The organism is Aliikangiella coralliicola, from assembly GCF_007004725.1.
In the GTDB taxonomy this organism is placed as follows: domain Bacteria; phylum Pseudomonadota; class Gammaproteobacteria; order Enterobacterales; family Kangiellaceae; genus Aliikangiella; species Aliikangiella coralliicola.
The window spans coordinates 263,130-289,798 of sequence record NZ_ML660164.1 but is presented as its reverse complement, the minus strand read 5'-3'; the positions used below and the strand labels follow the sequence as shown (position 1 = coordinate 289,798).

The 26,669-nt window shown below is 42.3% G+C and carries 21 protein-coding genes; 19 read left to right on the top strand and 2 right to left on the bottom strand.

Going from position 1 to position 26,669, the window contains the following annotated elements; translation table 11 throughout:
• Positions 1–48 precede the first annotated feature (48 nt).
• The 17 genes from tssE to FLL46_RS12425 all read left to right on the top strand — a co-directional run bounded on the left by tssE (position 49) and on the right by FLL46_RS12425 (position 23,140).
• The gene (tssE, locus tag FLL46_RS12505) at positions 49–459 is read left to right on the top strand and encodes a type VI secretion system baseplate subunit TssE (protein ID WP_142893859.1); all 411 of its coding nucleotides are present in this window, start codon (positions 49–51) and stop codon (positions 457–459) included.
• The gene (tssF, locus tag FLL46_RS12500; RefSeq protein WP_142893858.1) at positions 456–2,297 is read left to right on the top strand and encodes a type VI secretion system baseplate subunit TssF; all 1,842 of its coding nucleotides are present in this window, start codon (positions 456–458) and stop codon (positions 2,295–2,297) included. The genes tssE and tssF overlap by 4 nt, the downstream gene beginning before the upstream one ends.
• A complete protein-coding gene (tssG, locus tag FLL46_RS12495) occupies positions 2,261–3,517 on the top strand; it encodes a type VI secretion system baseplate subunit TssG (RefSeq protein WP_142893857.1) in 1,257 nt (418 codons plus the stop codon). Before tssF ends, tssG begins: the two co-directional genes overlap by 37 nt.
• A 2-nt stretch (positions 3,518–3,519) precedes the next feature.
• Complete coding sequence (locus FLL46_RS12490; protein ID WP_142893856.1) at positions 3,520–6,159, top strand: contractile injection system protein, VgrG/Pvc8 family; 2,640 nt, start codon at positions 3,520–3,522, stop codon at positions 6,157–6,159.
• Positions 6,160–6,209: 50 nt separating this feature from the next.
• Positions 6,210–8,837, top strand: coding sequence for a DUF2169 family type VI secretion system accessory protein (locus FLL46_RS12485; protein WP_142893855.1), 2,628 nt, complete (start codon positions 6,210–6,212; stop codon positions 8,835–8,837).
• The gene (locus tag FLL46_RS12480; RefSeq protein ID WP_142893854.1) at positions 8,818–9,879 is read left to right on the top strand and encodes a pentapeptide repeat-containing protein; all 1,062 of its coding nucleotides are present in this window, start codon (positions 8,818–8,820) and stop codon (positions 9,877–9,879) included. Before FLL46_RS12485 ends, FLL46_RS12480 begins: the two co-directional genes overlap by 20 nt.
• Positions 9,876–10,430 carry a DUF3540 domain-containing protein gene (locus FLL46_RS12475; RefSeq protein ID WP_142894199.1) on the top strand — a complete coding sequence of 185 codons (555 nt, stop codon included), beginning with the start codon at positions 9,876–9,878 and terminating at the stop codon, positions 10,428–10,430. Before FLL46_RS12480 ends, FLL46_RS12475 begins: the two co-directional genes overlap by 4 nt.
• Positions 10,431–10,452: 22 nt before the next feature.
• Positions 10,453–10,854: a DUF4150 domain-containing protein gene (locus tag FLL46_RS12470; RefSeq protein WP_210418688.1), complete on the top strand. Its 402-nt coding sequence runs from the start codon at positions 10,453–10,455 to the stop codon at positions 10,852–10,854.
• Positions 10,855–10,951: 97 nt separating this feature from the next.
• A complete protein-coding gene (locus FLL46_RS12465; protein WP_142893853.1) occupies positions 10,952–11,506 on the top strand; it encodes a hypothetical protein in 555 nt (184 codons plus the stop codon).
• Complete coding sequence (gene tssK, locus FLL46_RS12460) at positions 11,506–12,924, top strand: type VI secretion system baseplate subunit TssK (protein WP_142893852.1); 1,419 nt, start codon at positions 11,506–11,508, stop codon at positions 12,922–12,924. The genes FLL46_RS12465 and tssK overlap by 1 nt, the downstream gene beginning before the upstream one ends.
• 43 nt (positions 12,925–12,967) lie before the next feature.
• Positions 12,968–13,759 carry a DotU family type IV/VI secretion system protein gene (locus FLL46_RS12455; protein WP_142893851.1) on the top strand — a complete coding sequence of 264 codons (792 nt, stop codon included), beginning with the start codon at positions 12,968–12,970 and terminating at the stop codon, positions 13,757–13,759.
• A 1-nt stretch (position 13,760) separates the two neighbouring features.
• Complete coding sequence (locus tag FLL46_RS12450; RefSeq protein ID WP_142893850.1) at positions 13,761–17,723, top strand: type VI secretion system protein; 3,963 nt, start codon at positions 13,761–13,763, stop codon at positions 17,721–17,723.
• A gap of 70 nt (positions 17,724–17,793) precedes the next feature.
• Positions 17,794–18,957: a type VI secretion system protein TssA gene (gene tssA / locus FLL46_RS12445; protein WP_142893849.1), complete on the top strand. Its 1,164-nt coding sequence runs from the start codon at positions 17,794–17,796 to the stop codon at positions 18,955–18,957.
• Between the two features lie 81 nt (positions 18,958–19,038).
• Positions 19,039–20,232: a GNAT family N-acetyltransferase gene (locus FLL46_RS12440; RefSeq protein ID WP_142893848.1), complete on the top strand. Its 1,194-nt coding sequence runs from the start codon at positions 19,039–19,041 to the stop codon at positions 20,230–20,232.
• A gap of 36 nt (positions 20,233–20,268) precedes the next feature.
• Positions 20,269–21,417 carry a hypothetical protein gene (locus FLL46_RS12435; protein ID WP_142893847.1) on the top strand — a complete coding sequence of 383 codons (1,149 nt, stop codon included), beginning with the start codon at positions 20,269–20,271 and terminating at the stop codon, positions 21,415–21,417.
• Between the two features lie 326 nt (positions 21,418–21,743).
• Complete coding sequence (locus tag FLL46_RS12430; RefSeq protein ID WP_142893846.1) at positions 21,744–22,856, top strand: hypothetical protein; 1,113 nt, start codon at positions 21,744–21,746, stop codon at positions 22,854–22,856.
• Between the two features lie 59 nt (positions 22,857–22,915).
• Complete coding sequence (locus FLL46_RS12425) at positions 22,916–23,140, top strand: hypothetical protein (protein WP_142893845.1); 225 nt, start codon at positions 22,916–22,918, stop codon at positions 23,138–23,140.
• A gap of 27 nt (positions 23,141–23,167) precedes the next feature.
• On the opposite strand, the gene FLL46_RS12420 is transcribed toward FLL46_RS12425, so the two are convergent.
• A complete protein-coding gene (locus tag FLL46_RS12420; protein WP_142893844.1) occupies positions 23,168–23,647 on the bottom strand; it encodes a hypothetical protein in 480 nt (159 codons plus the stop codon).
• A gap of 192 nt (positions 23,648–23,839) precedes the next feature.
• Here FLL46_RS12420 and FLL46_RS12415 point away from each other — a divergent pair, with 192 nt between their 5' ends.
• Both FLL46_RS12415 and FLL46_RS12410 read left to right on the top strand, forming a co-directional pair.
• Positions 23,840–24,115, top strand: coding sequence for a 7(1) septoil knot domain-containing protein (locus FLL46_RS12415; protein WP_142893843.1), 276 nt, complete (start codon positions 23,840–23,842; stop codon positions 24,113–24,115).
• Positions 24,116–24,326: 211 nt separating this feature from the next.
• Positions 24,327–25,511, top strand: a complete 1,185-nt coding sequence (locus FLL46_RS12410) for an FAD-dependent monooxygenase (protein ID WP_142893842.1) — start codon at positions 24,327–24,329, stop codon at positions 25,509–25,511.
• A gap of 154 nt (positions 25,512–25,665) precedes the next feature.
• On the opposite strand, the gene FLL46_RS12405 is transcribed toward FLL46_RS12410, so the two are convergent.
• A complete protein-coding gene (locus FLL46_RS12405) occupies positions 25,666–26,232 on the bottom strand; it encodes a hypothetical protein (protein WP_142893841.1) in 567 nt (188 codons plus the stop codon).
• Positions 26,233–26,669 lie beyond the last annotated feature (437 nt).

Here is a 26,669-nt window from a genome sequence, read left to right as displayed (position 1 = left end):
CAAGCTCGACTAATGAAGTCATTAAGCAGACGAATGAACTAAGTAAATATGAGACTACTATTTGAAAGACTCGTTAATCCACAACTACCTATAGAGGACATTCCACAACAGCAGATAACATTAGTTAAAGAATCAATACGCGCCGAGTTACGTCGTATTGCGTCCGGTCGAAGTTACTTTGCCGGTGGGGACGAAAATGAAGAGAGATACCTTCTCAATTATGGTTTGATGGATCTCGTTAGCCGCGCTGCAACTCAAAGCGAATACATTCAAGTTGCTAAAGAACTGGAACAAAATATCAGCCAGTTTGAACCACGGCTAATGGACGTCGCAGTCACTGTTGTGCCTGGCGATAAAGATTCCAGATACCGTTTGAAGCTTACTGGTAAATATAAGAATTTCGAACAGACAAAGATATTAACTTTTTTCCTGGGTTCAGACACAGCGGACATTGAATGAGCATTTACAGCAATCACCTTGTAGACTACTTTAAAACTGAACTGCACGAATTTCGTGACCAGGCAACTTTGTTCGGCCTGGAATATCCACAAATTGCCGCCGAACTAAGAATGAGTCAGGGAAAATCCAGCGATCCTCACGTTGAACATCTCGTCCAATCATTTACCTGGCTTGCTTCAAGATTGCACTTTCGAATTGATCGAAACCAGGAATTAATACCACAAATATTGCTGCAACAACTCTGCCCTAACCTGGTAAGTCCGATCCCTTCAATTACCATCGCGCAAATGAAAGTTAAAGCTGATGGCGCGGACTTTTCTCAAGGGCAAATTATTGGTCGGCACAGACAATGCTACAGTCATGTCAAAGATGCCCAAAGACGTGATAATAGTCAGATTAAACGTCGCAACAATAGTGCCCCCGAAGTAAGATTTCGCACCGGATATCAGACCCAATTATGGCCAGCCGAAATTACTCACGCCAGTAAAGTTCCACTAAACGAAGTTTCAACTGACCTACTAGCCGGGATCAAGTGTGCAACAGTAATCGATGTGGAAATTCAATCACAGGGTAGCGAACCGCTGAATAAACTCAATATCGAAACCCTGATGTTTTACATCGATGCAGACGATAACTTCCGCTGGCAACTTCTTGATATGTTCCAGAACAACTTACAGCGAATCGCCATCGTTGATGAAAACGAAAAAAAAGTAAAGTTCCTTCCGCCCTCAGCATTAAAAATGGAAGGGTTTGAACCAGAACAAATGTTATTTAAACAAAGTAATCATACGCTTCCCGCTTATGATTTACTTTTAGACTATTTCTTTTTTCCAGAGAAATTCTGCTTTTTTTCAATCGATGGTTTAGAAACTGGTCATTGCAGAGAGCACCTGAAGTTATTCTTTATGTTTGATAACGCAACACCGAAACGATTTAATCTGATAGCAGAGAACTTTCGTTTGAATTGCGTTCCGCTCACCAATTTATTCACCACCAGTTGTGAACCGGTCAATCTTGATCTGCACCACTACGAATATAAATTAATTCCAGATTATCGAAGTGATCGAGTTAGCGAAATACATTCAATAGATCGCGTCGTCGCAGTTGATGAAATGGGGGTCAACAAAGACCTCACACCGTTTTTGGGCGCGAAGAAACTGATCCCTGGCGACGACCCAAAATACTACTGGTTGGCAAGAACTCAACCCAGCCAGCGAAAAAATCAACAAGGCACCGAAACCTACATGTCATTTTTTAATTCAGAAATGACACCAGAACATACAGTCAAAGACATTATTCATGTTGAAGCAACCTGCACTAATCGCGACTTGCCTGAACATATGCGCGAAGGTGACAGGCTCAAACTTATCGGCGAAGGGCCAGTAGAATATTTTACCCTGCTCAACCGACCTACAGCTCACAGAAGTCCAAGTTTTGGCGGCTGGCAATTATGGCAACTGGTTGCCCAATCTTCTTTGTATCGAGCATCGTTACTCGATCCAGACTCAGGGCTCGAAAGTCTGAAAACAATTTTGACGCTCTACAGCGATGCTTTAAACCCAGGCCAACAACGACAAATTCAGAGCATTAACAGACTAGTCAGTGAAAATACCGTCATGCCTCACAAAGAAGATGCGTGGCGAGGTTTTTTACCTGGTCTGAAGTTAAATCTTGAAATTGACGAAAAAGAATTCGAAGGCGGCAGTCTCTATTTATTCGCCAAAGTCCTGCATCACTTTTTCGCCCTATACAGCCACGTAAACTGTTTTACGCAACTCGAAATTAATGGAGAACCTAATCAATGGCCACCGCTAGCCGGCTTACAGACTCTCCTTTAGGAAAATCCTTACAACAGGAGGCTCCGGAGTTTCATTTTTTGCAAGCGATTCGCTTACTGCAAAATGCGATGGCTATTCCGCAAGATCAATTACCGGTCGATCAGGTTAAGTTTATCGCAACCAATCGACAGGATTTTCATCCATCGATGCTTGAAAGTATTGAAGAAAACCAGGGTGATAAAATTCCACAAACTAAAGGTCGCACCGATGTGACCATCAATGGGTTTAGCATCACCGGTCAACAGGGTCCGTTACCCAGCGCACATAGTATCTGGTTAATGAGCGAGGCATCAAAGGGTAATACCGGACCAATGGCCTTCATTAATTTATTTAATCACCGGCTTATCGCGCTGCGATATTTGCAGGAAGCACAACTAAATCCAATGTTGTTTAATCAAAAACCGGAAGAGCACTATCTCTATCAGTGCCTGAGTGGCATTAACAGTCTTGAGCTCAGTCATATGTTGCCGAAACTGCCGGCAAAAAAATCAGATTTAGCGGCATTCTCAGGCCTGCTCAACGGTTCGCGAATTAACCAGTCGACAATGGCGCAGTTGCTATCGGCCTGGCTGCCCTATCCGGTTGAGATAAAGCAGTTTCAAGGAGGCTGGCAAAAACTTCCCGCTGACAGGCAAACCGGCCTCTCCACTAATGTTAAACAAAAGGTCAATAACCGACTCAATGGAATGAGTGCGCTGGGTCGAAAAGTCTGGGATAACGCCCAGGGAATATTTTTTGATATTGGTCCCGTTTCTTATAAAAACATTAATGACTTTCTGCCTAACAGTGAACACTTTAATAAACTGATCAATATTCTTAGCTTGCTCACTTCCGGGCGTTACATGCTGCATATCGCGGTGCGTTTAAACTGGAAAGATATTCCCCCCTCTCGATTTAGTCGCCGTAAAGATGAACCAGACGCAAACACTCCGGAAACGGAAGCTGAGAAATTGAAAAAAGAAAAGCTTAAGGAAGAACAATTAACTGACTATCAAATTCAATACGGACTTTTACCTGGAGACAAACCTACACAAACAGAGGGCATTGATAAATCACAAAGTGAAACTCGATTGCTACTAGGTTCAACATCATGGTTGAAAAGCCGTTTTAGCATTAACGGAAAATACAAACCGACACTCAAGTACGTGTTGAAACCAAAGTTGAATTCGCTCACTCAACCAAACCTTGATCTTAATAACGAACAGGGAGTGAGAATTTAATCATGGGTGTTTACGATCCTATCCGTCCTAACCCTTCGGTCACTGAAACCAGTATCGCCGCCCCATGGCCGCCAAGGGCCAGCGTTGACTTTGGGATGACCTTATTTGACGGCGAAGTACTTAATGACGAAGTTATTAAGCTGATCAAATTTGAAGGCCAGGAAAGTATTTCACAGCCTTACCAGGTGAAATTGGAACTGCGCAGCAATGACGCGCCAACCGATGGAACACGCAATCTTAATTTCGAAAAAATAATCGGCGCTAATGCAACTGTGCGTATTGGCTTGGCAGAAACTGACGAGTCAGTGCAACAACCGTATCCTGAAAAACGAGCAATTACTTACGTTAACGGCATTATCACCAGTTTTTTAATGGCAGAGCCCGGCGTATACCACGCCACACTAAAACCAGAACTGTTTAAACTAACGCTTTGCAATGACTACCAGATTTACCACGGCACAATTAAACAGGTAGTCGAAGAAGTGGTCACACAAAAACACGGGCTTAACGCCGACTTTAGTCGAGTGCAAGGCCTGGCGAATGATCGCGAACAAGATTGGATGCAGGCAGGCGAAGATGATCTGAGTTTTATCACCCGGCTGATGCAAAAAGTTTTTATTTACTATTATTTTGAACACAGCGAAGGCTCACATAAAATTATTTTCTCTGATCAGTTTCGTTACCAGGAGTTAAAACAACGGCGCTTCAAAGACAACGGTAGTTTTTATTACACCAATGATATCCGTGAAATTCGATATACCTTTAATAAACAAGCCAGCATGGACGAACAAGATTGGATCCTGGCTTATCAATATGAACAACAACTCACCAGTCAGGGATTTAGAAATGTTATCGCTCAAACTCAGGCAGCCTGGGAAGAAGATGCGACATCTAAATTATCGGTCTTTGAAAACGATGACAATCGCTCGGAAAAACTCAACAACGTACTTTATCAGTCAGTGCAGTATGGTTCCAGCAAACAGGAAGTCGACGAAATTAATGACTTCCTGGCCAACCAGTTAGCGACCGCACCATTTAAATTGAGCGGCTCGACCAACTGCTCGGAATTACGTCCTTGTACTCAATTTAAATTGGTGGAAAGTATTCCAGCCAACGGCGACGAACTTGTTTACGATAGCTACCAGGTCTCAGTTAGACCAGAACTAGACGGTCACGAAATGGTGATCACTTCATTTCAATTTAGCGGCGATATTGCGGGCAGTTACCAAGCGAGTTTTGAAGCCATTTCGGCTAACGGTAGCGTCATTCCATACAATGCTCAAAATACGCAACAGGGCTCAGTCTACGCGACGGTTATGGCTTACAGTAAAAGCACGCCTAACCAGCTAGGTCCGACTATCGACTATCTTTACCGAGATAGCTTCGACTGGGGAACCCAACGCTTTGAAAGTAAGCTCAGCAACGAAAGCGAATTTTCCTGTAAAGGTGTTTATGTGAAGTTTGCGACAGATCCAAGCGACGCCCCACTACGCTGGGTAAAACTGGCTGAACATATGCAAACCATTCCTGAACTCGGGGTGACGGTAACAATCTCTCGTTCAAATGACGGTTCAGAAATTCCAGAAGTCGGCGGCATTATTCAAAGTAAGGGCAATAAAGTCATTTTGCCCGATGGTGCGACCGATAACACCAATGTCGGCGACAGTCATAGCACAAGTTATGGTGATAACTGGAGCATTCATTTTGGCAAATATTCTCCCACTGACCTGAACGCTGCAGTGGAAATGGTCGAAGAGAAAAAAGCCACCAACAAATATAGTAGCGTCAGCTACAGCATCGGCGGCAGCTTTGGCTATAGCTCAAGTGACGATGGTAAAAATGGCATTCTAAGCGATAGTGTTTCTTACGGCAGTTCTCATTCTGAATCTTATGCTGCTGAGCAAACCAGTCACAGTGAAGTCGATCGCCAGGTGGGTTACAGTAAAACCGGCTATAGCGAAAACACCAGTGAAACCGGCACTCAAAAAAGCACAAGCACGACTGGTACAAGCGAAAATACCAGTACGGTAGGCACTTCAACTAGCACATCAACAGTCGGCACGACTAACGACACATCAACTGTTGGTAGCTCAACCTCCTCCAGAGTGGAAGGCAGTTCTAACTCTACCAGCGCAACGGGACAGCAAAATTCTGCTAGCGCAGTCGGCATGCAAAACTCCGCCAATGTGCTTGGTATGGGAAATTCGGTTAGCGCAACCGGAATGAATAATTCGGTTTCGGTTACCGGCATGCAATCGTCAGCAAATGCAACCGGAATGAACAATTCGGCCAATGCAGTCGGCATGGATAATTCTGCCAGCCTGGTGGGCATGAGTAACAGTGCATCACTAACGGGCATGCAAAACAGTGCAAGTATTTTAGGCATGAGCAACTCTTCCAACATTGTTGGCATGTCCAGTTCCCTCAATGTCACAGGTACCAGCACTAACATTAGTGTTAGCGGACCAAGCACGAATGTGGATGTTTCAGGCCCCGGTGTTGACGTTAAAATTGGCTCGGCGCGTGTCAGTATTCATAACGACCCAGCGATGACCGATATCACAATTGGTTCTGACAGCATGGTCATCAAAGCCCCAGGGATTGAATTACAAATCCTGTACGGCATTGACCTGACGATGTAGGGGGTTGGAAATGAATATCGAATTAGCAATGAAACGGGATCGGAGCTGACATGCAGATAATCAAACCACAGAACCTTGGACTTCTGCATAAAACCTACCGCTTTAAGCAGCAGGATTATTTTGCTGCAACAGTGTTAATTCACTTCAATTTAATCACCGGTAGTATCATCAAAGACACCGAGCAATGGACCAATATCAGTAAGACTCTCGATCAGGGAGATATCTTTGATCAGGCAATGCCAAAACCTAACGGTGAATTTTTGTTAGCCGGCAACGTATCAACACCCGGTAAAGAACCGATGCAAAGTTGTGCGACCAAAATTCAATTTGGCCCATTAACCAAAGAAATCAATGTTTTGGGCGACCGTGTTCGAACGCGAAATCCAGTCGGCATCTGGCGAACCAGTCAACCTGAAGCATTTACCGAACTCCCTATTAGCTGGAATAGAACCTACGGCGGGAAAAGTGAACAACGCAACCCCGATGGCATTGGGCGAATGTCTGGCGCTCAATGGATTTTTGGATCTAAAGAGAATCAATTAGCCAACTTTTACGACAAGCAATTTAGCGACTCGCCAGTTTGTACATTGCCTGAAAAACCAGACTGGAAAAAACGTCAAAAAATGAGTGGCACTTACGACAAAAAGTGGCAAAAAGAAGAATACCCCGGTTTAGCGCGTGATATTGACTGGCGTTATTTCAATGTCGCTCCAGCCGACCAACAAATAAAAAGTTACTGGAAAGGTAATGAAAGTTTCACCCTGACTAACCTACATTCAGAACATCCAATTATTTGTGGGAAATTGCCAGAACTAAACGGACGTTGTTTTATCGAATCGACAACAGGTCGCCAGTCGCACGATACCGAATTTAAAGAAATTCCACTGAATCTCGATACCGTCTGGTTGTTTCCAAATAGTTTATCAGGCAGCCTTTTGTTTCGCGGGTATTGTCAGGTTCAGGATAGCGACGCTTTAGACGTCAATAAAATTCTTATTGCTTACGAGAATAACGTCGATGCGCGCCGAACTTTGCAAGATTATCAAACAGCCATGGCGTTAAAAACAAATCGGGAGACTTCCGCCGAAAATGCTTTTAACGATGCGCTGCTATCACCTAAAAAACCTGAATCGACATTGATCCAGGAAAAACAAGAAGATCAACAAGCTGAACAAGCCTTTCAGGACAAACAACAAAAAGCGGCCCAGGCGATCAATGACAAATATGCAAAAGGCGCAACAGCAGCTGTCGCCTCTCACTTTACGCTGAAAAAACTCCGCAAACCAACTATTCCATTGCCTTCTCCTCAATCTCTAGAGCGTGGCGATTTTAGTTTGCTGAAGACCCTGCAGAAAACCGATCGATTAGTGAAAAAACTCACCAGTCTCGCTACCAGAAAGCAGAAGCAAGCTGAAAAAGAATTGGAAAAACTAAAAAGCATTAATCTGAAAAACTTAAAAGCAGATCCTGCAAACGAGCAAAAATCTGCGCTATCTACTGATAAGATGGTTTCAACTGCACTCGCCGCAGCGGTATCCAGTGGACAAATGTCACCACAGCAAAAAACTGCGCTTAAACTTGCCGTGAGTCAGGCTAAAAAAACGGCGGCACAGTCCCGCGCGTTCGCGCCGCTAGCAGAGGCGCCCAAAAATGTTAACCCGGAAGCCTTGAGTAAACAATTGAAGTCATCGAGCAACGCGTCAGATTCCATTGAAGGTCTGGACATGTCTGGAATAAAATTGTCCGGGCAGTTTTTCAAAGATAAAACATTTACCAATACACAGTTTGAATTCGCAGAGTTAACCGATTGTCATTTTCAGAATTGCCAATTTGATGCAGCTGTGTTCAGCAATGCAACCCTTGTTCAAACAACATTTGAAGACTGTCAATTGGTCAACTGTAACTTAGAGTCGATGAAAAGCTTACAGCTTTTGTTGAAAAACTGTCAGCTGACCGATTGTCGGATGGGTGAAGCTCAGTTTAAAGAAAGCAGAATCCAGCAGAGCATTTTCGATAAATGCATCGCGCTGAAAGCTGATTTCCAGCACTCTCAGCTAACCGATTGCCGCTTTGATATGTCGGTACTAATGCAGGCCAATATTAACGATTGCGACTGGATTAACTGTCAAATTGCTAAAAGTGTTTTCCTCGATGCCTACTTACAATTCAACCGTTGGCAAAAATGTACTGTCGATCGTTGCGCCTGGACCGGAGCAAAACAGGAACTTTCCACTTACAACGATTGCCAGTTAACAGAAGTACAAACGGGCGGCGAAGCATTCTGGACTCGCAGTATAGTCGAAAACTGCACTCTGACGACTTGCGGATTTCGCGAAATAGCCATGAATAAACTGACTTTGCTTAACAGTGCCTTGAGCGGCTGCGATTTTGCGCAAAGTAATTTATTCCAAAGCGTAGTAAAAGATAGCCATTTTCTCAATTGCGTCTTTAGCAGTGCCGACCTATCTGAGATAAAAATGACCGACTGCAACCTGTATCAAGGTTTATGTCGAAAGACACTCATCAATAATGCCGCTTTACAAACGGTTAAAATCGTTAACAGTGATTGCTTTGAAGCACAATTTATCGACACTAACTTGAAATACGTCGATGGTCTGGAAAAACAATACATTATTACAACAGAGGAGCAGCTGACCAATGCAAAAAATGCTGCTTGATTCAATCGCACTAGGAGAGCCTATTCAAGATCAGGACCTTTCTCTTGAGAAATGGTCCGGGCAAAAAATAAAGGGTGCAGTTTTCATTAACTGTACTATCGAAGGCGCTGAAATAGACGGCATCGCTCTCGATAGTTGTAGCTTTATAAAATGCAAATTGATAGCTAATCAGTGGACTAACGCTGAGTTGAAAGCCTGTTGCTTTAGCGAATCTTCTATTGAGGCTAACTTGTGGACAAACTGCCAACTACAACAAGCTAGTCTGGTTAAATGTCAACTACCCAAAAACCAGTTTTCTAACAGTAAATTGTTTCAGTCAACACTCACCGATTGCAATATGGACCTGGTTATTTTTGAACAAATGCAAGTTAACGATAGCGCCATGATTTCAACTTCTGTTGCAGGTGGCCTCTTGAAAAGTACAAGCCTTGACAATGTCGCTATTAACGAGACCGATTTTAGTCAAGTTCAATTTCAGGCTTTAAAGGTTAGTAGAGGTATGTTTACCAAGTGTAATTTTAGTGATAAAGATCTGACAAGCTGTGAGCTGACCGCTTGTAACTTCACTGGGAGTATCTTTAATAATGCTCAGCTTTCCAAAATGCCACTGCAACAGTGTAACTTTAGTCAGTGCCAAATAGAAAATGCCGACTTTAGTCAGGCGAAGCTAACGCAGAGTTTATTTATATCAGCCCAAATTACTCAATCGAATTTCGCTAATGCGGACTTATCCCTGTGTAACTTTAGTAAAACTGAAGTTAAGCAGGCAAATTTCACTGAATGCCAAATGGAAAAAACTCAATGGCAACAATGCTCACTCTTTGAAGTTAATTTTAGTGATAGCAATTTAACTTATGCAGATTTAAGTAACAGTCAAAGCGAGTCCTGCATTTTTAGTCGTAGTAAAATGACACTTGCCAACTTGCATAATATCAAGCAACAAAAAAATAGAGCCCTCAACTCGGCCAAACGAATCGTTAGAATGACTAATAAAATACGCAAGCTGATCGAGAGTCCATTTCTTAAGCGAGGATTACTATGAAAATGTCTAACCAGCCGATAAGTCTGGAGAAGGCGCCAACACAGGCAAAGATGTTTATTGGCGAAATAACAGAGATGTTGGAACAAGGCCGGTATCGAATTAATGCTTGTTATCTCGCTCAAAAATCCTTTGGATGTTTGATCGAGCCACAAGTAAGCGATCAAGTATTAATCATTCAGCAAGCTGATAAAATGTATATTTCACAGATCATTAGTAGAGAAGGAGGTAACCAGGCAACACTGTCACTACCACAAGCAGAAAAAGTGACCTTGCATGCGCAACAGTTGAATTTAAGTTCAATCGAAAAAACACAGATTCAAACCCAGGGAGATCTTGAGCTTCTTTCTTGCGGCGGAAAGATATTAACGAACGCGACACAAATCGTTTTTAACGCCATCGAAACACTGGTACAACTTGCACGAAATTCCATTCACCGTGCAACTAACATCGACCAACAAGCAGAAGTGCTGATTAGAAACCATTCGCAATATCAACTAGTGACCGCATCGAAAGATATTAAAATCGATGCTGAACGAATTAACATGGGATAGACCAGGAGTATTGGAGAACGATATGTTTGCTAAAACACAAATGTTTTCAATTAGCTTCGCATTTCCAGATGTTTGCTACGTGCAGACACCGGTCGGCCCTGTGCCAGTTCCGTTGGTTAACTTTGCTTTTTCAACGCTAGCAATTCCCAACGTGATCAATATTTTTATTACTGCAATGCCAGTACACAATCTATTAACAACGACTCCAATCAGTAGTGGTGATGAACTTGGCGCACCACAAGGCGGCGTGGTATCAGCAATGTTTATTAGTGAAAAAAGAAACTTACTATCCAGCTTTAAAACTTTTTTTAGCTGTATTCCCAGTACCAGAATGCTCGACTTAAGTGGGCAAAATGGCCTGGCATCAAATATACCTGGCATGAATTTATCACCAAGCCAGGTTAAGGTAATCATTCTGTCGTGAATGACAGAAATTGCAAATAAGGTTAGCGATGAGTAACAATGAAATATCAGCAAGTAATGAACTCAATCAATAGCTCGTAAAAGATATTAACTTAATTATGAAAAGACAGTTTTTAAAAATGAGTTTACTAGAAAAGCATGTGGGCCTATGTCGCTACTTGATAAGGGTTATGGCCGTCATTAGCAGCTTAGTGCTGTCTGCTTGCACAACGATTAATTCTTACATGCCCTGGCATTCAGATATCAACCTGGAATCTGTTCAGTTAATCAGTGAGCCTGGTGTTAACTCCAATCATGCGGTTACCATGGATATCGTTTTTATTAATGATTCAGCATTGGCTAAACAATTCGAAAACTTGCCTGCGGCAGATTGGTTCAGTCAGAAAAAAGCTTATAAGGCCGGATACCCGACGAAAATGCAGCTAGTTTCCTGGGCCTTAGTACCGGATTTTCCTAAATCGATTAATGAATTTCCGGACGACTACGATGATGCATTAATCGTAGTTTTGTTTGCTAACTTTCCTGAGCCAGATTATTCAAAAATCAATATCAGTCAAATTACCAATGCACGTGTATTTCTAGGTTCGGATGGGCTGACCGTGGAGGAAATAGGCGGTGAGTTTTCGATCAGCAATATAGAGGAGAATAAATAATGCAAACTTTTATTGATATTCCTCATCCGGTTCAATGGTCGGAGGGAATGCTGCTTTCGCCACAACACTTTCAGCAACAGCAAATTTATCTGGAATTGCGAATGTGTCAACAGTTGCAACTCGGTAGTTCAAATTACTGGGGTGTCACAGATCTCAAAGTAAACGCCATCGACTTTAGTGCAGAAGTGCTTACGATTGAGCGCATACGTGGTGTAATGCCGGACGGTCTGGTCATTAATTACACCCGCTCCGAAGAAGGTCAAACCAGCGAATATAAGCCATTAAATTTAAGTCTCAATCTGGCGGAAGTCATCGACAAAACGCCAGATAACACCTTAACCGTTTATATCGCAGTTCCAATTCGTCATGCAGCAGCAGCGAGCTCAAATGCGGATCGAAAACGCTTCGACTCAATCCCCGACTTGGACGTGCTCGATGAAAACACCGGGGACAATGCCATTTCAATCGAACGCTTAAGGCCCAAGTTAGAATTGCTAACAAAAGCGGAAGCCGGCTATGTGACCATGCCAGTATTTAAGTTTGTCAGAAGTCAGTCGGGCAAGCTAATTCACGACAAGTACCTCCCTCCTCTGTTGAGATTGGAAGGTGGGCAGTGGCCAGAAGAAAAGTCGCTACATTCGCGCATTAACGACGTCGTTAAGACAATCAGAGATAAAGCCGAAGAATTAGCAGCTAAATCCGGTTCTGATAGCCCTAAAGAAAAAGATCGAGAAAAAATTCAAACACTGGTGAGTGGGCTTCTGCCACTGGAAGTGCAGACTCAAAACAGAAATAATCACCCGTGGGATACCTATTTAAGTTTGACACAATTACTCGCGAACATTAGCGGTCTGGGCCAACAAGCTGTCCCTGCCGCGGTACCGAAATACAATCATAATGATCTCAATAAAGCATTCACGAATGTTTTAGATCGCATCACCGCAATTTTAGACGAAATACAATGGCGCTTTAAATCTGTTGTACTTGATATTAATGACGACGGTCACTTTGGCACCTTATTAAGAGAAAAGTGGGATTATCAAAATTCACTTTATATCGAGTTGAGAGCTATTCCAGGTCGCACCACCGCACAATTAATTGAGTGGATAAAGAACTGTCGCATTACTTGTGGTGATGAGAGTTCGAACTCTGCAAAAATACATCGTGGGCGTGGAGCCTCCAGAAAACTCGTGAATAGTTTTAAAGATATTAATATACGCCGTCATAGTGATGCTGTGTTCATTCAAATACCGATTAGCGGGCAAGAAAAATATATTCAGTTTGGCAAAATGCTGTGGTTAAAAAGCGCTGATGCCAAAACGCACGATTATGCACCAGCCAAAATCGTACTACATATACCCGATGAGCAAGTCGAGCAAAATGAAGATTCTAACTCAACAAAATCTACAGCAGACTAAATATAAATTTACGCAGAGGATAAGGCATAGAGAATAGCAGACAATGAATACCCCAATGCGATTAACAGAGCAAAATGATCTTTCTCTGGTTGAACTGTTTATTGAGTTTTACCAACTTTTGGTTGAATTCAAGTCGTCAATCTCGGAGGGCTACCGTGATGGCAAGCTCGCAGATTTGAACGAAAACATTCATCCGGCAGAATATATGCTCTACCAACTGAAACAGTGTTTACAATTACAGGAGACCCGGGTCCGCAAAAACGGAACCGCTGCAGTTGTTAGTGCTTACGAAAAAGCACAGTACGCGATGGTCGCGCTGGCTGACGAAATATTTTTACTCAATTTACGAGATAACAGTAACGGTTGGTGGAAAGAAAATGACGAACAATGGTGGTCTAATCATTTATTGGAAGACACCATGTATGGTTCGACCTTGGCGGGAGATAATCTTTATGAATTGATTGAAGAACTATTGAAGCAACCATCATTTGGTCCACTCGAAAAAGATTTAGCGTCAGTTTACCTGATGACATTGAAGTTAGGCTTTAAAGGAAAGTATTTTGACCTGAACGAAAATGCGGACTCTTTTAAAGAATGGGAAGGCTATCGTGACAGCTTGCTCGCACAGTGCGGCTCAGCTGGTGCTGCGCCAAGAATTCCAAAATTATTTCCAGGTGCGTACAAATACAACCTTAACCCCCTGATGCGAGAACGATTGGCACCAATCTCTCGCTGGCGCAATTTGATTCTGGTTGGGTTAACGGCTTATGCTTTCATCAGCACGATTGCCTGGCATCTGATTACAACTCGACTTTCGAATATGTTGGGGTTGTAACATGAATCGATACCTACGTTTCATTGAACACCAACTAGAGGGTACGCCTTACCTGAAGTATGTCGTGTGGTTTTTAATCACCGTCATCGTTGTGTGGTTACTGATCCGTATTTATCGTTGGTTAACCCAATTAAAACTACGCTGGTTATGGCCTAGAAAAACGGCGACATCAATTTGGCAACGGCTGAAACAGATGGCGCTAGATTTCAAAAATGCCTGGGGACCAAGAGATTGGTATTATGATACCCCCTGGTATTTTCTTCTCAATAGTGAAGCGCCAGACAAAAGTGCTTTTGCTGAACTGAAAGCTTGTAATCGCATGCTCTCATTTCTTGGGAAAACAACTAAAGATCCTCTCCTGAAAAGTTGGTTATTTTTCGATGGTGGCGTGCTCATTCCCAGTAATAATGAAAAGCTCTCCAGAACACTCGATAAAGTCAATCAACTCAGAAGTGAGCGCCCTGTCGACGGTATTATTGTCGACTTTTCCGCTAAGCAACTATTAGCCCATAGTACATCCTGGGAGTCGGCGGCGGAAAACACCTACGATCAGCTTTGGAAAATTCAGAAAACCCTTGGGTTTATGTTACCTGTTTACGTCGTTATCAGTGACTGTGAGGAACTAAACGGATTTACCGAGTTTTCAAGCGCCTTTAGCAAACAACATGACCAGATCTGGGGTTGGTCTAGCGACGCAAACCTTGATGCGATTTTCCAGAAAGAGATCGTAGTAAATAACATTGCATTAATGGAAAACAGGATCAGAAAAATTCAACTTTCTGCAATGTCAGATGATGACACTAGTAATGATGAGTTCTTTTTATTTCCAGCGGAATTTAAAAAGCTATCGGGAATAACACAAAAAGTTATCACGAAACTATTTTATAAAAATTCGCTTTCTTCCCTTCTCCATTTGCGAGGATGTTATTTCACCGGCAAGGATACGGTGCCTGTACTAGGAAAAAGCGAACCACCAGAACCGCTATTTTTAAACGATCTTCTTACAGATAAAGTGTTCCCAGAACTCAATATCGCCAGCCCGGTACGCCAAAGATGGCTGGCCAGTAAAACGGTTCTTCGTCGACTTCAATACTTGAGTATTGTGCTAATTGCCGCGCTCGTGATTCGCATGGGAGTAGAGAGTCAAATGCTAAATGAGCAAGTCTCTAATATTTCCAACGCACTAACCGCAGTGAATGTAATCAAAAAGTCATCCCAGGCAAATAATGGCACAGGCGTTCACGAACTGACAGAAATTGAATTTAATAGCCTGATTGATCAGATCTCCAGCATGAATGCCCACAAGCTAGATAAGGCAACTATCCCTTCATCTTGGTACAACTCGTATAATCTGGAATTAAGAAACTATTTTAAAAAGGATATATTTGGTAATTTACTCATTCCAACCCTAGACCACCGCCTTTCCGCGATAAGGCATTCCCTCGCTCAGGATCTTGAAAACATCGGATTTATTAGCGATGGCTATTCTTCAAGCCTCAGTGACTGGTTGCAGCGATATGTTGATTTTGGAAAACACCGACAAATTTTTACCGCCTTAGTCACAACCGAGGCAACTACCATTGAACAAAAAGAAAAACAATTACAAGATTTTGTCCTGTTAAGTGAATATTTGATGGGTATATCTCCTCCGCCCTCATTTACCCGAAATAGCGAACTTTATCGTGATGCGCTGGCGAAATATGTTGGAGAAACACAGCTGGCAAACGTGCAGCAAGATAATTTTATTTCTCAACCACTGCCCAAAATTTTACAGAAGGTTACCCAACACCTGGTACGCCAACAACGCTCTGTTAATGAATTTTTTGACCAACTGAGAAAAATTCAAAACTTACCAGTAGCCACCCGCTGGTATGACCGTAAAAAAGACCTGGTCTCACCCTATTCGGATTTTTCTGACTGGTTTAGTAATCTTAAACAGGATTGGCTAAGTAACCTTCCACCTTGCAAGAAACTTCAGAAGCAATTAAAAGAAACATTTAGCGAATCAAAACTTGGCAGGCAACTCCGTTTTGAAGTTAACAATTTTGCCTCGGATTGCCAGGAAAAAATTGAGCAAGCTTTACTGTCTCACAATGATGCGCTCGGGTTTACTGCATTCACACTCCGAACTGAACAACAGTTGACTGAAGCTAATGCAATTGCCGAGGCAGTAGAAGAAGGTTCGATGGAAGGAGCCGCTAAAGGTTTGGTCCACAAGATCGAAAAGCCATTTTTCAACGTCACTTCGCAAGGTAAAAAGCTCTTTAACAGTTTGGAAAACTTGTCACAACTTTCATTTATTAACGTTATTGCCGCCGGTGATGTCGGTAAGGATAAATTGGACTATTTCTGGTCTGTTTCTGAGTTACAACAAGCGATTAAAGCTTTTAAAGAATACGAAAATTTTGCAGTCAACAATTTTACAAGTTTACCGCTCCCGGCAAAAGAATATAGTGACCCAGCCCTTTATTTAAGTCAGGCTGTCGCATTAAAACAACTACAGCAAACAATTTTTAATTTTATCTCCGGTGCGCGCCAAACCAGACCCAAAGCATGGGTCAGTCAATATATTCGTCCATTAGAGGAAAAAGAAGCAAAGCTTGCTGCGCAAGTAGAATATTTCCGACAATCTATTGATACCTTGCTAGAACTCAACGGAATTCTTGAACAGCTAGGCTTCGCTCAAACCAACCAGTGGCTACAACAGGAGTCCCGCGCTTACGCCGTTGAAATGCTTGAAAAAGTTAACCGTTTATCCACTAGTAGTAGAGTGTATATGCCCTATGCTAAACCTACCTGGGGCCGCCACAATTTCACTCAGGCATTATTTGGCATTCAGACCGACTCTGAAATTCCTGATTATCTGGAATCTCAATATGCTCGCGTTCACCATTTAGCGAGTAACTATGCAGAGCCCCTGGTGCTTTATTTATTAAACACTGATCAAGGTAGCGGCAATTTGAAAATATCCTCACTCAACCGCTGGCGCATGACTCTGGAACAAATTAATCGAAAACAAAATAAAGATCCAACCAACAATGCTTCTCGACTGGAAGACTACTTTAACGGTCAGCTAACCGGACTTAATCAAAGTAATTGTTTTGAGAAAATGAAATCTGCAGAATTTATTACTGCATCGGATGTCTTTGCTAGCGCGCTGAACGAAATTTCACAACGAGTGTTTAAACATTGCCAGGGCTTTAGAAAAGATATTATTAAAAAGCAATATCGAAACCTGGCTAACCAGTTTAACAAACTTTTAGCTAACCAATACCCATTCACACAGCTAGACAACGCAACCCCGGCGACACCTGCGCGTCTGAAAAAGTTCTTTGATCTTTACAACGAGGTTGGAGACGGACTAACAAGCCGATTGAAGTTAGTCGCAGTGAAAGAAGCCAGGTATGAACGTGCACTTGCTTTCGCCAGGGAGCTTGAAAAAGCAGCCGGGTTCTTCAATCCGTTGATGGCCTCACTGGAAACCGGGCAAGAGCCACAAATTAAAATAGCGACCAAGTTTAATCCGATGTCACGGCAAAATCAGTTCGCGAAACATATCAAAGGTTGGACATTACGCTCGGGCACTCAGAGTGTTATTTTCCCAGGCGCAGAAGAAACTGTTGACTGGTCACCTGGAGAGCAATTTAGCGTGGAGATAAATTGGGCCAATGGTTCACCTTATGCACCACCGGGCAAAAAATCACAACTTAAGTTTAAAAGTAAAGAATATTGGTCCTTAATCCATATGATAGAAAAAAATCGTTCCGCCAACGGTGATCATTCTGGTTTAACCGCGAGCGATTTACTCGAGTTTGATATTTCATTGGAGGGTCGCAAAGCGCCTGCAAAAGAAACTGCTTCTGCCTTTGTGAGATTTAACCTTTCGGTATTTGATGCAGAGACTAAAACACTGGTTCCATTAGTTCTACCGTCAGAATTTCCGACGGTGGCACCGGTATTATGATTGGGTTAATGAAATAAATGAGTATTGAAAGTATGCGTTAAAGCAAACGACTTTTTAAGAGAGCCATTTTATGAATGAGCAATTTAGAAATCAGATAAATAACCAGTTTGAACAACTGGTCGGTATTCCAATACAGGATTTGGTATCACCCATTTCTGAGTCGAGTCCCTGCGGTCAAGATTTGAGAAGCAATGGCGTATATCAAAAAATTAATGACGCGCGCAAAGCAGATGATCCCTCACTGCCACGAGGCGTATGGACACACGATCTGAAAAAATCCGAATGGGATATCGTTAAAGAGACCGCCATTGATGCCTTGAGCAATAAGACCAAAGACCTGCAAATTGGTTTCTGGCTACTTGAATCTCAAATTCATCAAAACGGTCTGCACGGCGTAGCCCCCTGCCTCGCCTTACTTATTGAGCTCTGTGATAATCATTGGAAAGAGCTCCATCCACAAATTATCGATGATGACCTGGAGTACCGTACCAACTCGATCAGTTGGGCCAACCGTAAACTACTACCAGCGCTGAGACTCGCACCAATAACTGACAATCCTAAATTAGACGAACAATATTCCTGGGCAGATTGGGAGTTAGCGGCGCAACGGGAACAGATACAAGACCCAAACAATAATGGCAATCGCCGCAAAAAAACAGAGGAAGAAACGACGACAGATTTAGTCTTACAATCGATTTCTTTAACTTCCACCAACTTTTATGAGCAGCTTTATCAATCTCTTGAAAATGCCATCATCATCTGCGAAGAATTCGAAGTTTTATTGGAAAAACTCTGTGATGGAGAGTCTCCAGGATTTCATGATTTTTGCAATTTGATGAAAGAAATTTATGGCATTATCGCCAGTATTCTGGAACAGCGCGGAGCCAACCTGCAACAGCTGAGCGACCAGTATTTAGCGCCTGTGGGAGATTCAAATGGTGATTCCTTCAATGCAGAAAGTGATGAAGACGGCGCTAACAATAATGGTGGCAACGGCCACAACGGAGGTGGTAGCGGCGGCCCAATACAAAGTCGCAGCCAAGCTTATCAGCAACTAGCAGAGGCAGCTGAGTTTCTGGTTCATATCGAACCACATAGCCCGGTTCCTTATCTTGTCAGGCGGGCGATTCAGTGGGGCAATTTAAGTACCGCAGAACTCTATCAAGAGCTGTTTGTTGATTTTCAGGGACAGCTTAATATTTTCGAAATTCTTGGACTCGAAATACAGAAGTAAAAAGCATGAATTAATACGCTACTAGTGAGATTAAAAAATCTTAGAAAATTCAGCGAAAAATTGATTAAAAAGGATTAATTAATGAGAAACCCTGGCCACAGCGAAAGTAATAGCCTGGAATCCAGTGAGCTAATTGATATCCGCTTACTCGATAAGAGTATAATTACTCCCAGCCAATCAGGTAGTTGGTTACTTGATCGAAATTGTATAAAGAGCGGGCGCGTTAAACATTTTAAACCGGAAATAGATTCAATCACAAAACTTCTCGCCAAGTCTCCACGTTCTCCCACACCCGATCTTGAATCAATCAGGCTCGAAGCCGTTATCGGTAACTACCTTCCCACATCAATCATTCGAAATATTGATGAGTTGTTAGATGGTTCAGACTCATTAGGCTCGATTCAAAAAATTCAATGGCAAGATACGCTACAACAAGTGTGGTTAAACTGTGATGTCTCACAACTCGATTTAGAAGTTATTTTTAAAATAGCCGGCGTTGCTATTAATCTCGGTCATTGGGGATTGGCAAAAGACGCACTCTATTCAGTGCTTGAAATAAACAGTCATAAACTTTCTGTGTACCACAATCTGGCAATTTGCGAAATCGCCACCGGTGACTTTGACTCGGCGTTAAAGGCAGTCGACATCGCGCTTTTGCTCGATAAAAATCACCATCCGAGTCAAGAGTTGAAAACTGAGCTTGCTTCAATCATCCAGCTACAAAATCAAGTTCCGTGGTATCACGAACCAATCGCTCAAAATCAATTACTAACCATTACCCCCATTATTTCTTTTTATGCTTCTGCATTTTTTGAGCAATATCGAGACCCGGAAATAGCCAAGTTAACCCAACTCCCGATTTATAAAGACGTTAAACAAGTTGCAGACTGGATTACTCAACAAGTTAAAGAAGTTGGTAAAGCAACTTACGCGGTTGTTCACCAAGTTTGGGGATTTGTGGGCGTGGTAAGCATGCGAATAAAGCAAAGTCTGGCTTATTTTTATTTCTGGATTGGCACTGATTTTCAAGGTTTAGGGTTTGGTCAACAAGCTACCGAATTGTTATTTAAACAAGCAAAAAAACTCGGCATTAAGCGAATTTATACTTCTACCTTTTGTGATAATTTTCGCTCGCAAAGAGCGCTCGGTAAATGTCGTTTTGAAAACGTAAAACATCCCAATGATCTCGGGTTAAATTATTACTGTCGATATATTGAAAGACTTCCGGCTTCAGTAGGTCTTGTCAACGAACTGGAAAGTCTTCTGGACAATTAATAGCCGGGTAAACAACTAAAATAACGGAGAACGAAAATGGGTGACATTTTTGGCATAGACCATGATGAACCAGAGCAAAAAAGAGTCAAGACACATTATATGGTGTCTCCGCATCCGCATACCCAAAACTTTTTTAACAACACCATTGGTAGTAATCTTGAAGCAAGAGTACAGAAAACAGGTTCAATCGTTCCGGTATTTAAAGATGAACAACAACGAGCAGCTTTTCACCAACGAGCTACAGATGAATTAGCAACTAATCAAAAATATGTTAAAGCCCTCCAACACTCAAAATATAGTGGTCCTGAATGGGATTCAACCAAAGCATTTTATACGCCAGAGAGAGGAACTGTAATTAGTCAGATGATTGCGTCTTCACATTCGGGTTCTGCAAAATTTAATCTACAGGGAATCGATGAAGAGTCAGACGTTATTGTTCAAGGTCATGGTTCACCTGGCAAAAAAAGAATAACTTCCGATAACCCGGACGAAAAAGCTGTCACAAGAAAGCAAACTCACAAGCAGGTTGCCGCTTTGCTGCATTCGATGAAGTTGCCAGATGCTAATCAGGTTAGAACTAATTCTTGTCATAGTGCGGCAGCACATTATGTTCAAACAGACGAACCAGACATTGTTAAACACTTTCAGCAAAACGTGGCCGACGAGCACCATGGCGGTGACTGGCATAAGACTTTCGCAGGAGGGCTGGAGGAAGAGTTGGTTAAGTTAAATCATCACAATAGCGTAAGAGGTTATTTGGGTGCTACAAGTCAAGCTCCCGGTTTAGCAACAGATCAATCCGGAAAACAGGTCAAGCGCTTGAATGTTGGTATCATCAAAGCCGGTACTGGTTTTGACACCGGCGTCGATAAAGTCAAAGTGAGATTCGAGAAAAGCGGCATGAGTAAAATAAATCCAGCTACTAAAGCGACGGTATCCACTGTTGCTAATATTCAATCTCAAGGTCTGGCGAACGCGGACCGATTCAGGGCAAAATTATTAGCCGCCCATGGGCGGCACGCCAAAGGAACACATGCAGTCCAAACAATGTCTAAGCCAGCCCCGCTCCCTGCCAATGACAACTCAAAACAAAGAGCGATCGGTAAACAGGTATTTAAACAAGCAGCGGCGAAAGGCAAACTAACGACCCAGTTGGCTAATCATCCAATGCTAAAAGGAAAATAGTATAAGGAACCACAAATTTCCAACGGCTAATTTGAAAAACATCTGAACTCAACCCTCTAATAGAATCAGGAGAGATACAGTGGGTGATGTTATTAAACGAATGGTTGCAAATGTGGAATAATTGTAACGGAGGTTCATAGTACGAATTAATGCCTATTAACGAAACTTGACAACGCCCTTGTCGCAGTCCGGGTTGAGTGTCCATGTTTCGACAAATCAAAATTCGTCGAGGCCAATTCCTTTCGATAGCGAGATCGAAATCTTCTGGCAAACTGACGAAAACGTACCAGATCATATACTTCAGAGTTAAACATAGGAGAAATATTATGGGCGATGTTTTCAATAAAAGTGATCAAGAGAATAAAAGAAAAGCAACCAACTATATGGTTTCCCCGCATGCACATGCGAACAATTTTTTAAGGAATGTTGTTGGTAGTAATATCGAAGCACACTATCAAAAAACTGGTAGTATAGTACCGGTATTTAAAGATCAACAACAAAGAGAGGCATTTTACAAAGAGACCACAACCTTTCTTCAAGACAACCAGAAAAATCTGGATAAGTATAAGTCAGGTGGCACTCACAACTATTATAAATTACAAAGACAACACATTCTTAATGCTCGACAAATGGCTGCACCTAGCGCTTCGCCGAAATTCGACCTGCAAGGAATTGATGAATATTCCGACGTCATTGTACAGGGCCACGGAGCGCCAGGCAGGATGACGATTACTTCCGATAATCCCGACAAAAAAGCGGTGACTCGAAGTCAAACGGTTCAGCAGGTTGCTTCATTACTTGACAAAATGAAACTTCCAGATGCCAATCAAGTAAGAGCCAATTCATGTCACAGCGCCGCAGCCCATTACGTTAAAACAGATGAGAAAGATATTATTGACCACTTTCAAAAAGGAACAGCAGCCCAACATCACGGAGGGGACTGGGGAAAGACCTTCGCCGGTGGACTGGAAAAAGAATTAAAGAGACTCAACCATCACAACCGGGTTGAAGGCTATCTTGGTGCAACCAGCCAATCTCCAGGTTATGCAAAAGATCAGACCGACAAAAGTGTATTTCGTTTAAATGTTGCGCTAGTAAAAGGGGGAACCGGTCCAGGAACCAAAGTCGATAAAGTAAAGGTTAGATACGAAAAAGGCGGGTTGAGTAAAGTTAATTTGGCAAGTCAGGCAGAAGTGAACAAAGTAGCAGCGGTCCAAAAGCTCGGCACACATACGGCTGACCATTTCCGGGCAAAACTCGCTGCTGCACAAAGTCGCCACTCGAAAGGTACTCACCCCGTACAAAGAATGATTAAGGAAGAAAACCAACGTAAGGCCAAGAGTATGATTGCCGCACCGCCTAAGCCGAATATACCAGCATCAAATAGGAAGTCCGGGGGGCTTTTGTCAGCACTTTTAAATAGTGCCAAAGCGAAATAATTTCAACTTTAGATTAACCTAATTGAGAAACTAACTCGCTTATAAGAAGGAGAAACCAAATGGGAGATGTCATTAATCGAATGTATGAAACTGTCGCAGACAGGCAGGCGAACAGAGGATTACCATCAGGTGACGCGCGCCGCACTCGTTCTGGCTCTCTACATAGAACTCGACGCTCCGGCTCGGTTGACCGGATACATTTCCACGAAAATAAACACAGTACCGGTTACACAGAAAGATCTATCGGTCACTGGGACAGGCATGGCAATTATTCAGGTCGCTAAATTGCGAACCTTAAACCGAACAAGGAACTATCGACCGGCGACCATCATCCTGCGATTCACCGGATCGCCGGGTGAGCCAAACGACGTCACGATAGATTCTCGTTGTTGTTCACGAATATTGGGTTGCAAGCGGGGCATGTGTGCAGCCTTATGATTATAAGCAGAATGAGTTGTGCGATGGGTACTAATGGTAATTCGATGACTGGTACTCCCCTGTTGCCTGCCGGTGTTACCCTGCAGGCGAAAGCCGCGCAATTGTTCAGCCAATTCAGGGCTTACCTGATAACTAAGAAAAGTTTGAGTACGCTTGGCCAATGGAACATTAACCTGTTCTTCCTGTTGGCGAGGCGACTGAGAATTGCGTCCCCAGCTAGTAACAATATCCGCATACGGATTATTTCGATCTGGATAGCTCAAACCGAATTGCAAAGGAGGTTCATAGCGCGAATTAATACCAATTAACGAAACTTGATAACGGCCTTGTCGTAGTTCAGGTTGAGTATCCATGAGTTTATTCTCGATTTAAGATTTTCGGAATTAAAAATAACTGCAAATTTCGAATGCTTATCTCGGTTAAAGAACAAGGTGCAGAGCGTCTATCTCATTTAAAGATTTTCGTTCACGCTTTTGCGTACTTGCACCTGCGTTTTATTCGATCTCGTATTAAAAATAACTGCAAAATACCATTTAGGCAAGTTTATGGCTTTAATCTACCAAACTTTTTCAATCGGCGAAGCCGATGTAAAAGCTTATGTTACTCACAATCAAGCAATCGCCGACCTTTGGGTCTACATCACAAAAAACCGTGGGATCGCTTATAAAACGGGCGTATGGTATCTCTGTCGTTCAAAAGTTGAAGCCCAAAAAAAAGTGTGTTTTTGTGATCGTGGAATGAGTAACCTGATCGTTTATTTTGTTAACGATCAGGGATTGGCGAGCTGGAGAACCCAGCATCGGTTTGCTTCATTTTTATGATGGCTGAGATTCAGCTGTAACTTAAAGTTCATCTCCCGAATTAAATTTATCGGAATCAGCAACATTACCGAAACTTCTACCAGCTATCTGGTGACAAACAATAAAGTCAAAAAACAGTTATCTATAAACGATAAATTCAAGAAATCAATTATCTTTTTTTTGCAATAATGAATTGGCAATCATTCGTTATCTCAATAATAGGAACTCACCCTTGAAAATCGGAATATTAGGCGGCGGTGTCGCAGGCCTGAGCACAGCCATCGCGCTAAAACAGCAAGGTTTTGAAGTCGAAGTTTTTGAAAGAAGAAAGTCCACGACGCAAATTGGCGCAGGTATTGTTTGTTGGCCGAATGCTTCGTTTGTGCTGGAACAACTGGGCTTACTTGATGAAATTGAATCGGTTGCTGGTATCCCCACTCAAATGATTCGTTACTCCTCAGAAGGTGATCAATTAGGCTCTCTCGATATTAACGAATTGAATCAACTGATGGCATATAAAAGCTATTCAATTCTTCGTAAAGATCTCATGGAGGTTCTAACTTCGTCTGCGCTGAAGTCAGGCGTTACCATTCGTTATAACCACAAAGTTCGTTCAATTAAAACCGGCGCAAACCAAAAAGCGAATGTTATCTTTGATAATGGTCAGCAAATACGACCTGATCTTATTATTGGAGCCGACGGCCGAATGCAATCAATCGCGCGCCAGTACGTTAACCAGGATAACAAACCAGTTTTCCAGAATTTTGTTAATTGGATTGGTGTGTTTGAAAGCCAGGAAGCGTTATTTCCCTCTCTATCAATTAAAGACTACTGGGGAGTCGGTTCACGTTTTGGAGTTGTTCCAGTTTCCGCTACCAAGGCTTATTGGGCAGGTGGCCTCGCTTGTGATTCTATTGGTGAAAAAAATCCAGAAACCTATAGCGATGAACTCTTATCGTTATTTCACCAATGGCCTGAACCAATTACAAAGATAATCAATGGAACGCCACAACATCAAATCAACAAAATTTATGTTCACGACCATCACCCAATAAAAGCCTGGCATAAAAATAACGTGATAGTTATTGGCGACGCTGCCCATTCTCCTTTGCCCACTTCAGGACAGGGAGCATGTCAGGCACTGGAAGACTCCTATCAACTCGCAAAAATTTTCAGAGAATACAAACTTCTACAAAATACCGATAAAGTCCCTCAGTTTTTTGAGCATTTCACCGAGCTCAGAATGTCAAAAACCACCGGTATCACTCTTGCTGGTCGACAACTTGCCAATTCAATTTTTAATACCGATCCCGAGTTTTGTATTCAGAGAAACCTGGCAAGTAAGAAAGTAGACTATCGAGCAACAATTCTCGGGATGGCTAAAGGCTGGAGTGATGCACTACCGTTGAATGTTTAAAACATGATAGTTCGACCTGGCTATTCTGATTGAAGTATCAGATTGAAGTATCAGATTGAACTATCGGGCTGAATTGTCAGTTTGCAAAACCAGACTCACATAGCATTGGCAATTTAGCAGAATAGTCATTGACAATAGTGACTGATTAAGCGACTTATTCCCTGAAATAAAATCCTGCTGTTATTTCCGTGATAATACCATCTAGTCCAGATTCCACCCTGACTCGAACATCACCACCATTATCTAACCAGTGGACGGAGCCATCATCGGTGGTAAAGCCAGGATACAGTCGATAAAGATCGAACACATCATCTCCGATTGAAATACCTCTTTCAGTTTGTCCGCGCCATCCTTCACTCACTCTGAATGCTCTAAAACTATTAAATGCCCAGACCAGAATAATCTCTTCACCAGGAGAAGCAATTTGCAAGGTGTTCCCTACTCCGCCGTTGTGATTGTTGTGTACATGCCAGCCACAGTTGGACAAAATATTGCGTGCCGTTGAATCTCTACCAGAGTTTTTAAAAACGTAATCACCGAATGATAACCAACTAACATCATCGTTTAATAAAGGGCAATCAAAACTATCGCTATCACTCCCCGAATTACAACCAGCAAAAAATATCAACATAAAGAGTGCAAGATAAGGAAGATACTTGTTTTTCTTTCGAATACTCCTGTTTGCTTCTTTTGGCATAAACTGTAAGGTGGCTTTATCCATTTTCAATTCTCCTATCGTTTCTGTTGCAATCAAGCGAACATCTGAATATCCCTGAACTCATCACTTCTGAAGTTTTTTGCTTGTCATTTTTATTTTCTAATCTTTTGTCTTCAATTGTTTTTCCTTCAAGACTATGGCTATTAACTTATCTCTGTAGCCGCGCCAATTCAAGCGCACTGGAAAATTCAGCTTACCAAAACTAAGAAAAACGCAATTTCCGGTTAACAAAACATTGACAATAGAAATCTTCCCTTCACTGAGCCTGTCAATAATTTGTTAACACAACCTCTCATAAATCGGCCTTTTCTAATGAAAGTGTCAACATCTGTTCGATAATACGGAACTGCTCTTGGGATAAAATCAATGACATTGAGAAAATATGAAAAATTCACCTAATATCACTCTGGTTATCCATATTTTTCTTTCTCCATATCCAT

Coding starts and splice junctions, on each gene's coding strand:
- tssK (WP_142893852.1), top strand. CDS start 11,506: ATGCAAACTTTTATTGATATTCCTCATCCGGTTCAATGGTCGGAGGGA.
- FLL46_RS12425 (WP_142893845.1), top strand. CDS start 22,916: ATGGGAGATGTCATTAATCGAATGTATGAAACTGTCGCAGACAGGCAG.
- FLL46_RS12465 (WP_142893853.1), top strand. CDS start 10,952: ATGAAAAGACAGTTTTTAAAAATGAGTTTACTAGAAAAGCATGTGGGC.
- FLL46_RS12435 (WP_142893847.1), top strand. CDS start 20,269: ATGGGTGACATTTTTGGCATAGACCATGATGAACCAGAGCAAAAAAGA.
- FLL46_RS12415 (WP_142893843.1), top strand. CDS start 23,840: ATGGCTTTAATCTACCAAACTTTTTCAATCGGCGAAGCCGATGTAAAA.
- tssF (WP_142893858.1), top strand. CDS start 456: ATGAGCATTTACAGCAATCACCTTGTAGACTACTTTAAAACTGAACTG.
- tssE (WP_142893859.1), top strand. CDS start 49: ATGAGACTACTATTTGAAAGACTCGTTAATCCACAACTACCTATAGAG.
- FLL46_RS12440 (WP_142893848.1), top strand. CDS start 19,039: ATGAGAAACCCTGGCCACAGCGAAAGTAATAGCCTGGAATCCAGTGAG.
- FLL46_RS12470 (WP_210418688.1), top strand. CDS start 10,453: ATGTTTGCTAAAACACAAATGTTTTCAATTAGCTTCGCATTTCCAGAT.
- FLL46_RS12480 (WP_142893854.1), top strand. CDS start 8,818: ATGCAAAAAATGCTGCTTGATTCAATCGCACTAGGAGAGCCTATTCAA.
- tssA (WP_142893849.1), top strand. CDS start 17,794: ATGAATGAGCAATTTAGAAATCAGATAAATAACCAGTTTGAACAACTG.
- FLL46_RS12475 (WP_142894199.1), top strand. CDS start 9,876: ATGAAAATGTCTAACCAGCCGATAAGTCTGGAGAAGGCGCCAACACAG.
- FLL46_RS12485 (WP_142893855.1), top strand. CDS start 6,210: ATGCAGATAATCAAACCACAGAACCTTGGACTTCTGCATAAAACCTAC.
- tssG (WP_142893857.1), top strand. CDS start 2,261: ATGGCCACCGCTAGCCGGCTTACAGACTCTCCTTTAGGAAAATCCTTA.
- FLL46_RS12455 (WP_142893851.1), top strand. CDS start 12,968: ATGAATACCCCAATGCGATTAACAGAGCAAAATGATCTTTCTCTGGTT.
- FLL46_RS12490 (WP_142893856.1), top strand. CDS start 3,520: ATGGGTGTTTACGATCCTATCCGTCCTAACCCTTCGGTCACTGAAACC.
- FLL46_RS12405 (WP_142893841.1), bottom strand. CDS start 26,232: ATGGATAAAGCCACCTTACAGTTTATGCCAAAAGAAGCAAACAGGAGT.
- FLL46_RS12430 (WP_142893846.1), top strand. CDS start 21,744: ATGGGCGATGTTTTCAATAAAAGTGATCAAGAGAATAAAAGAAAAGCA.
- FLL46_RS12420 (WP_142893844.1), bottom strand. CDS start 23,647: ATGGATACTCAACCTGAACTACGACAAGGCCGTTATCAAGTTTCGTTA.
- FLL46_RS12450 (WP_142893850.1), top strand. CDS start 13,761: ATGAATCGATACCTACGTTTCATTGAACACCAACTAGAGGGTACGCCT.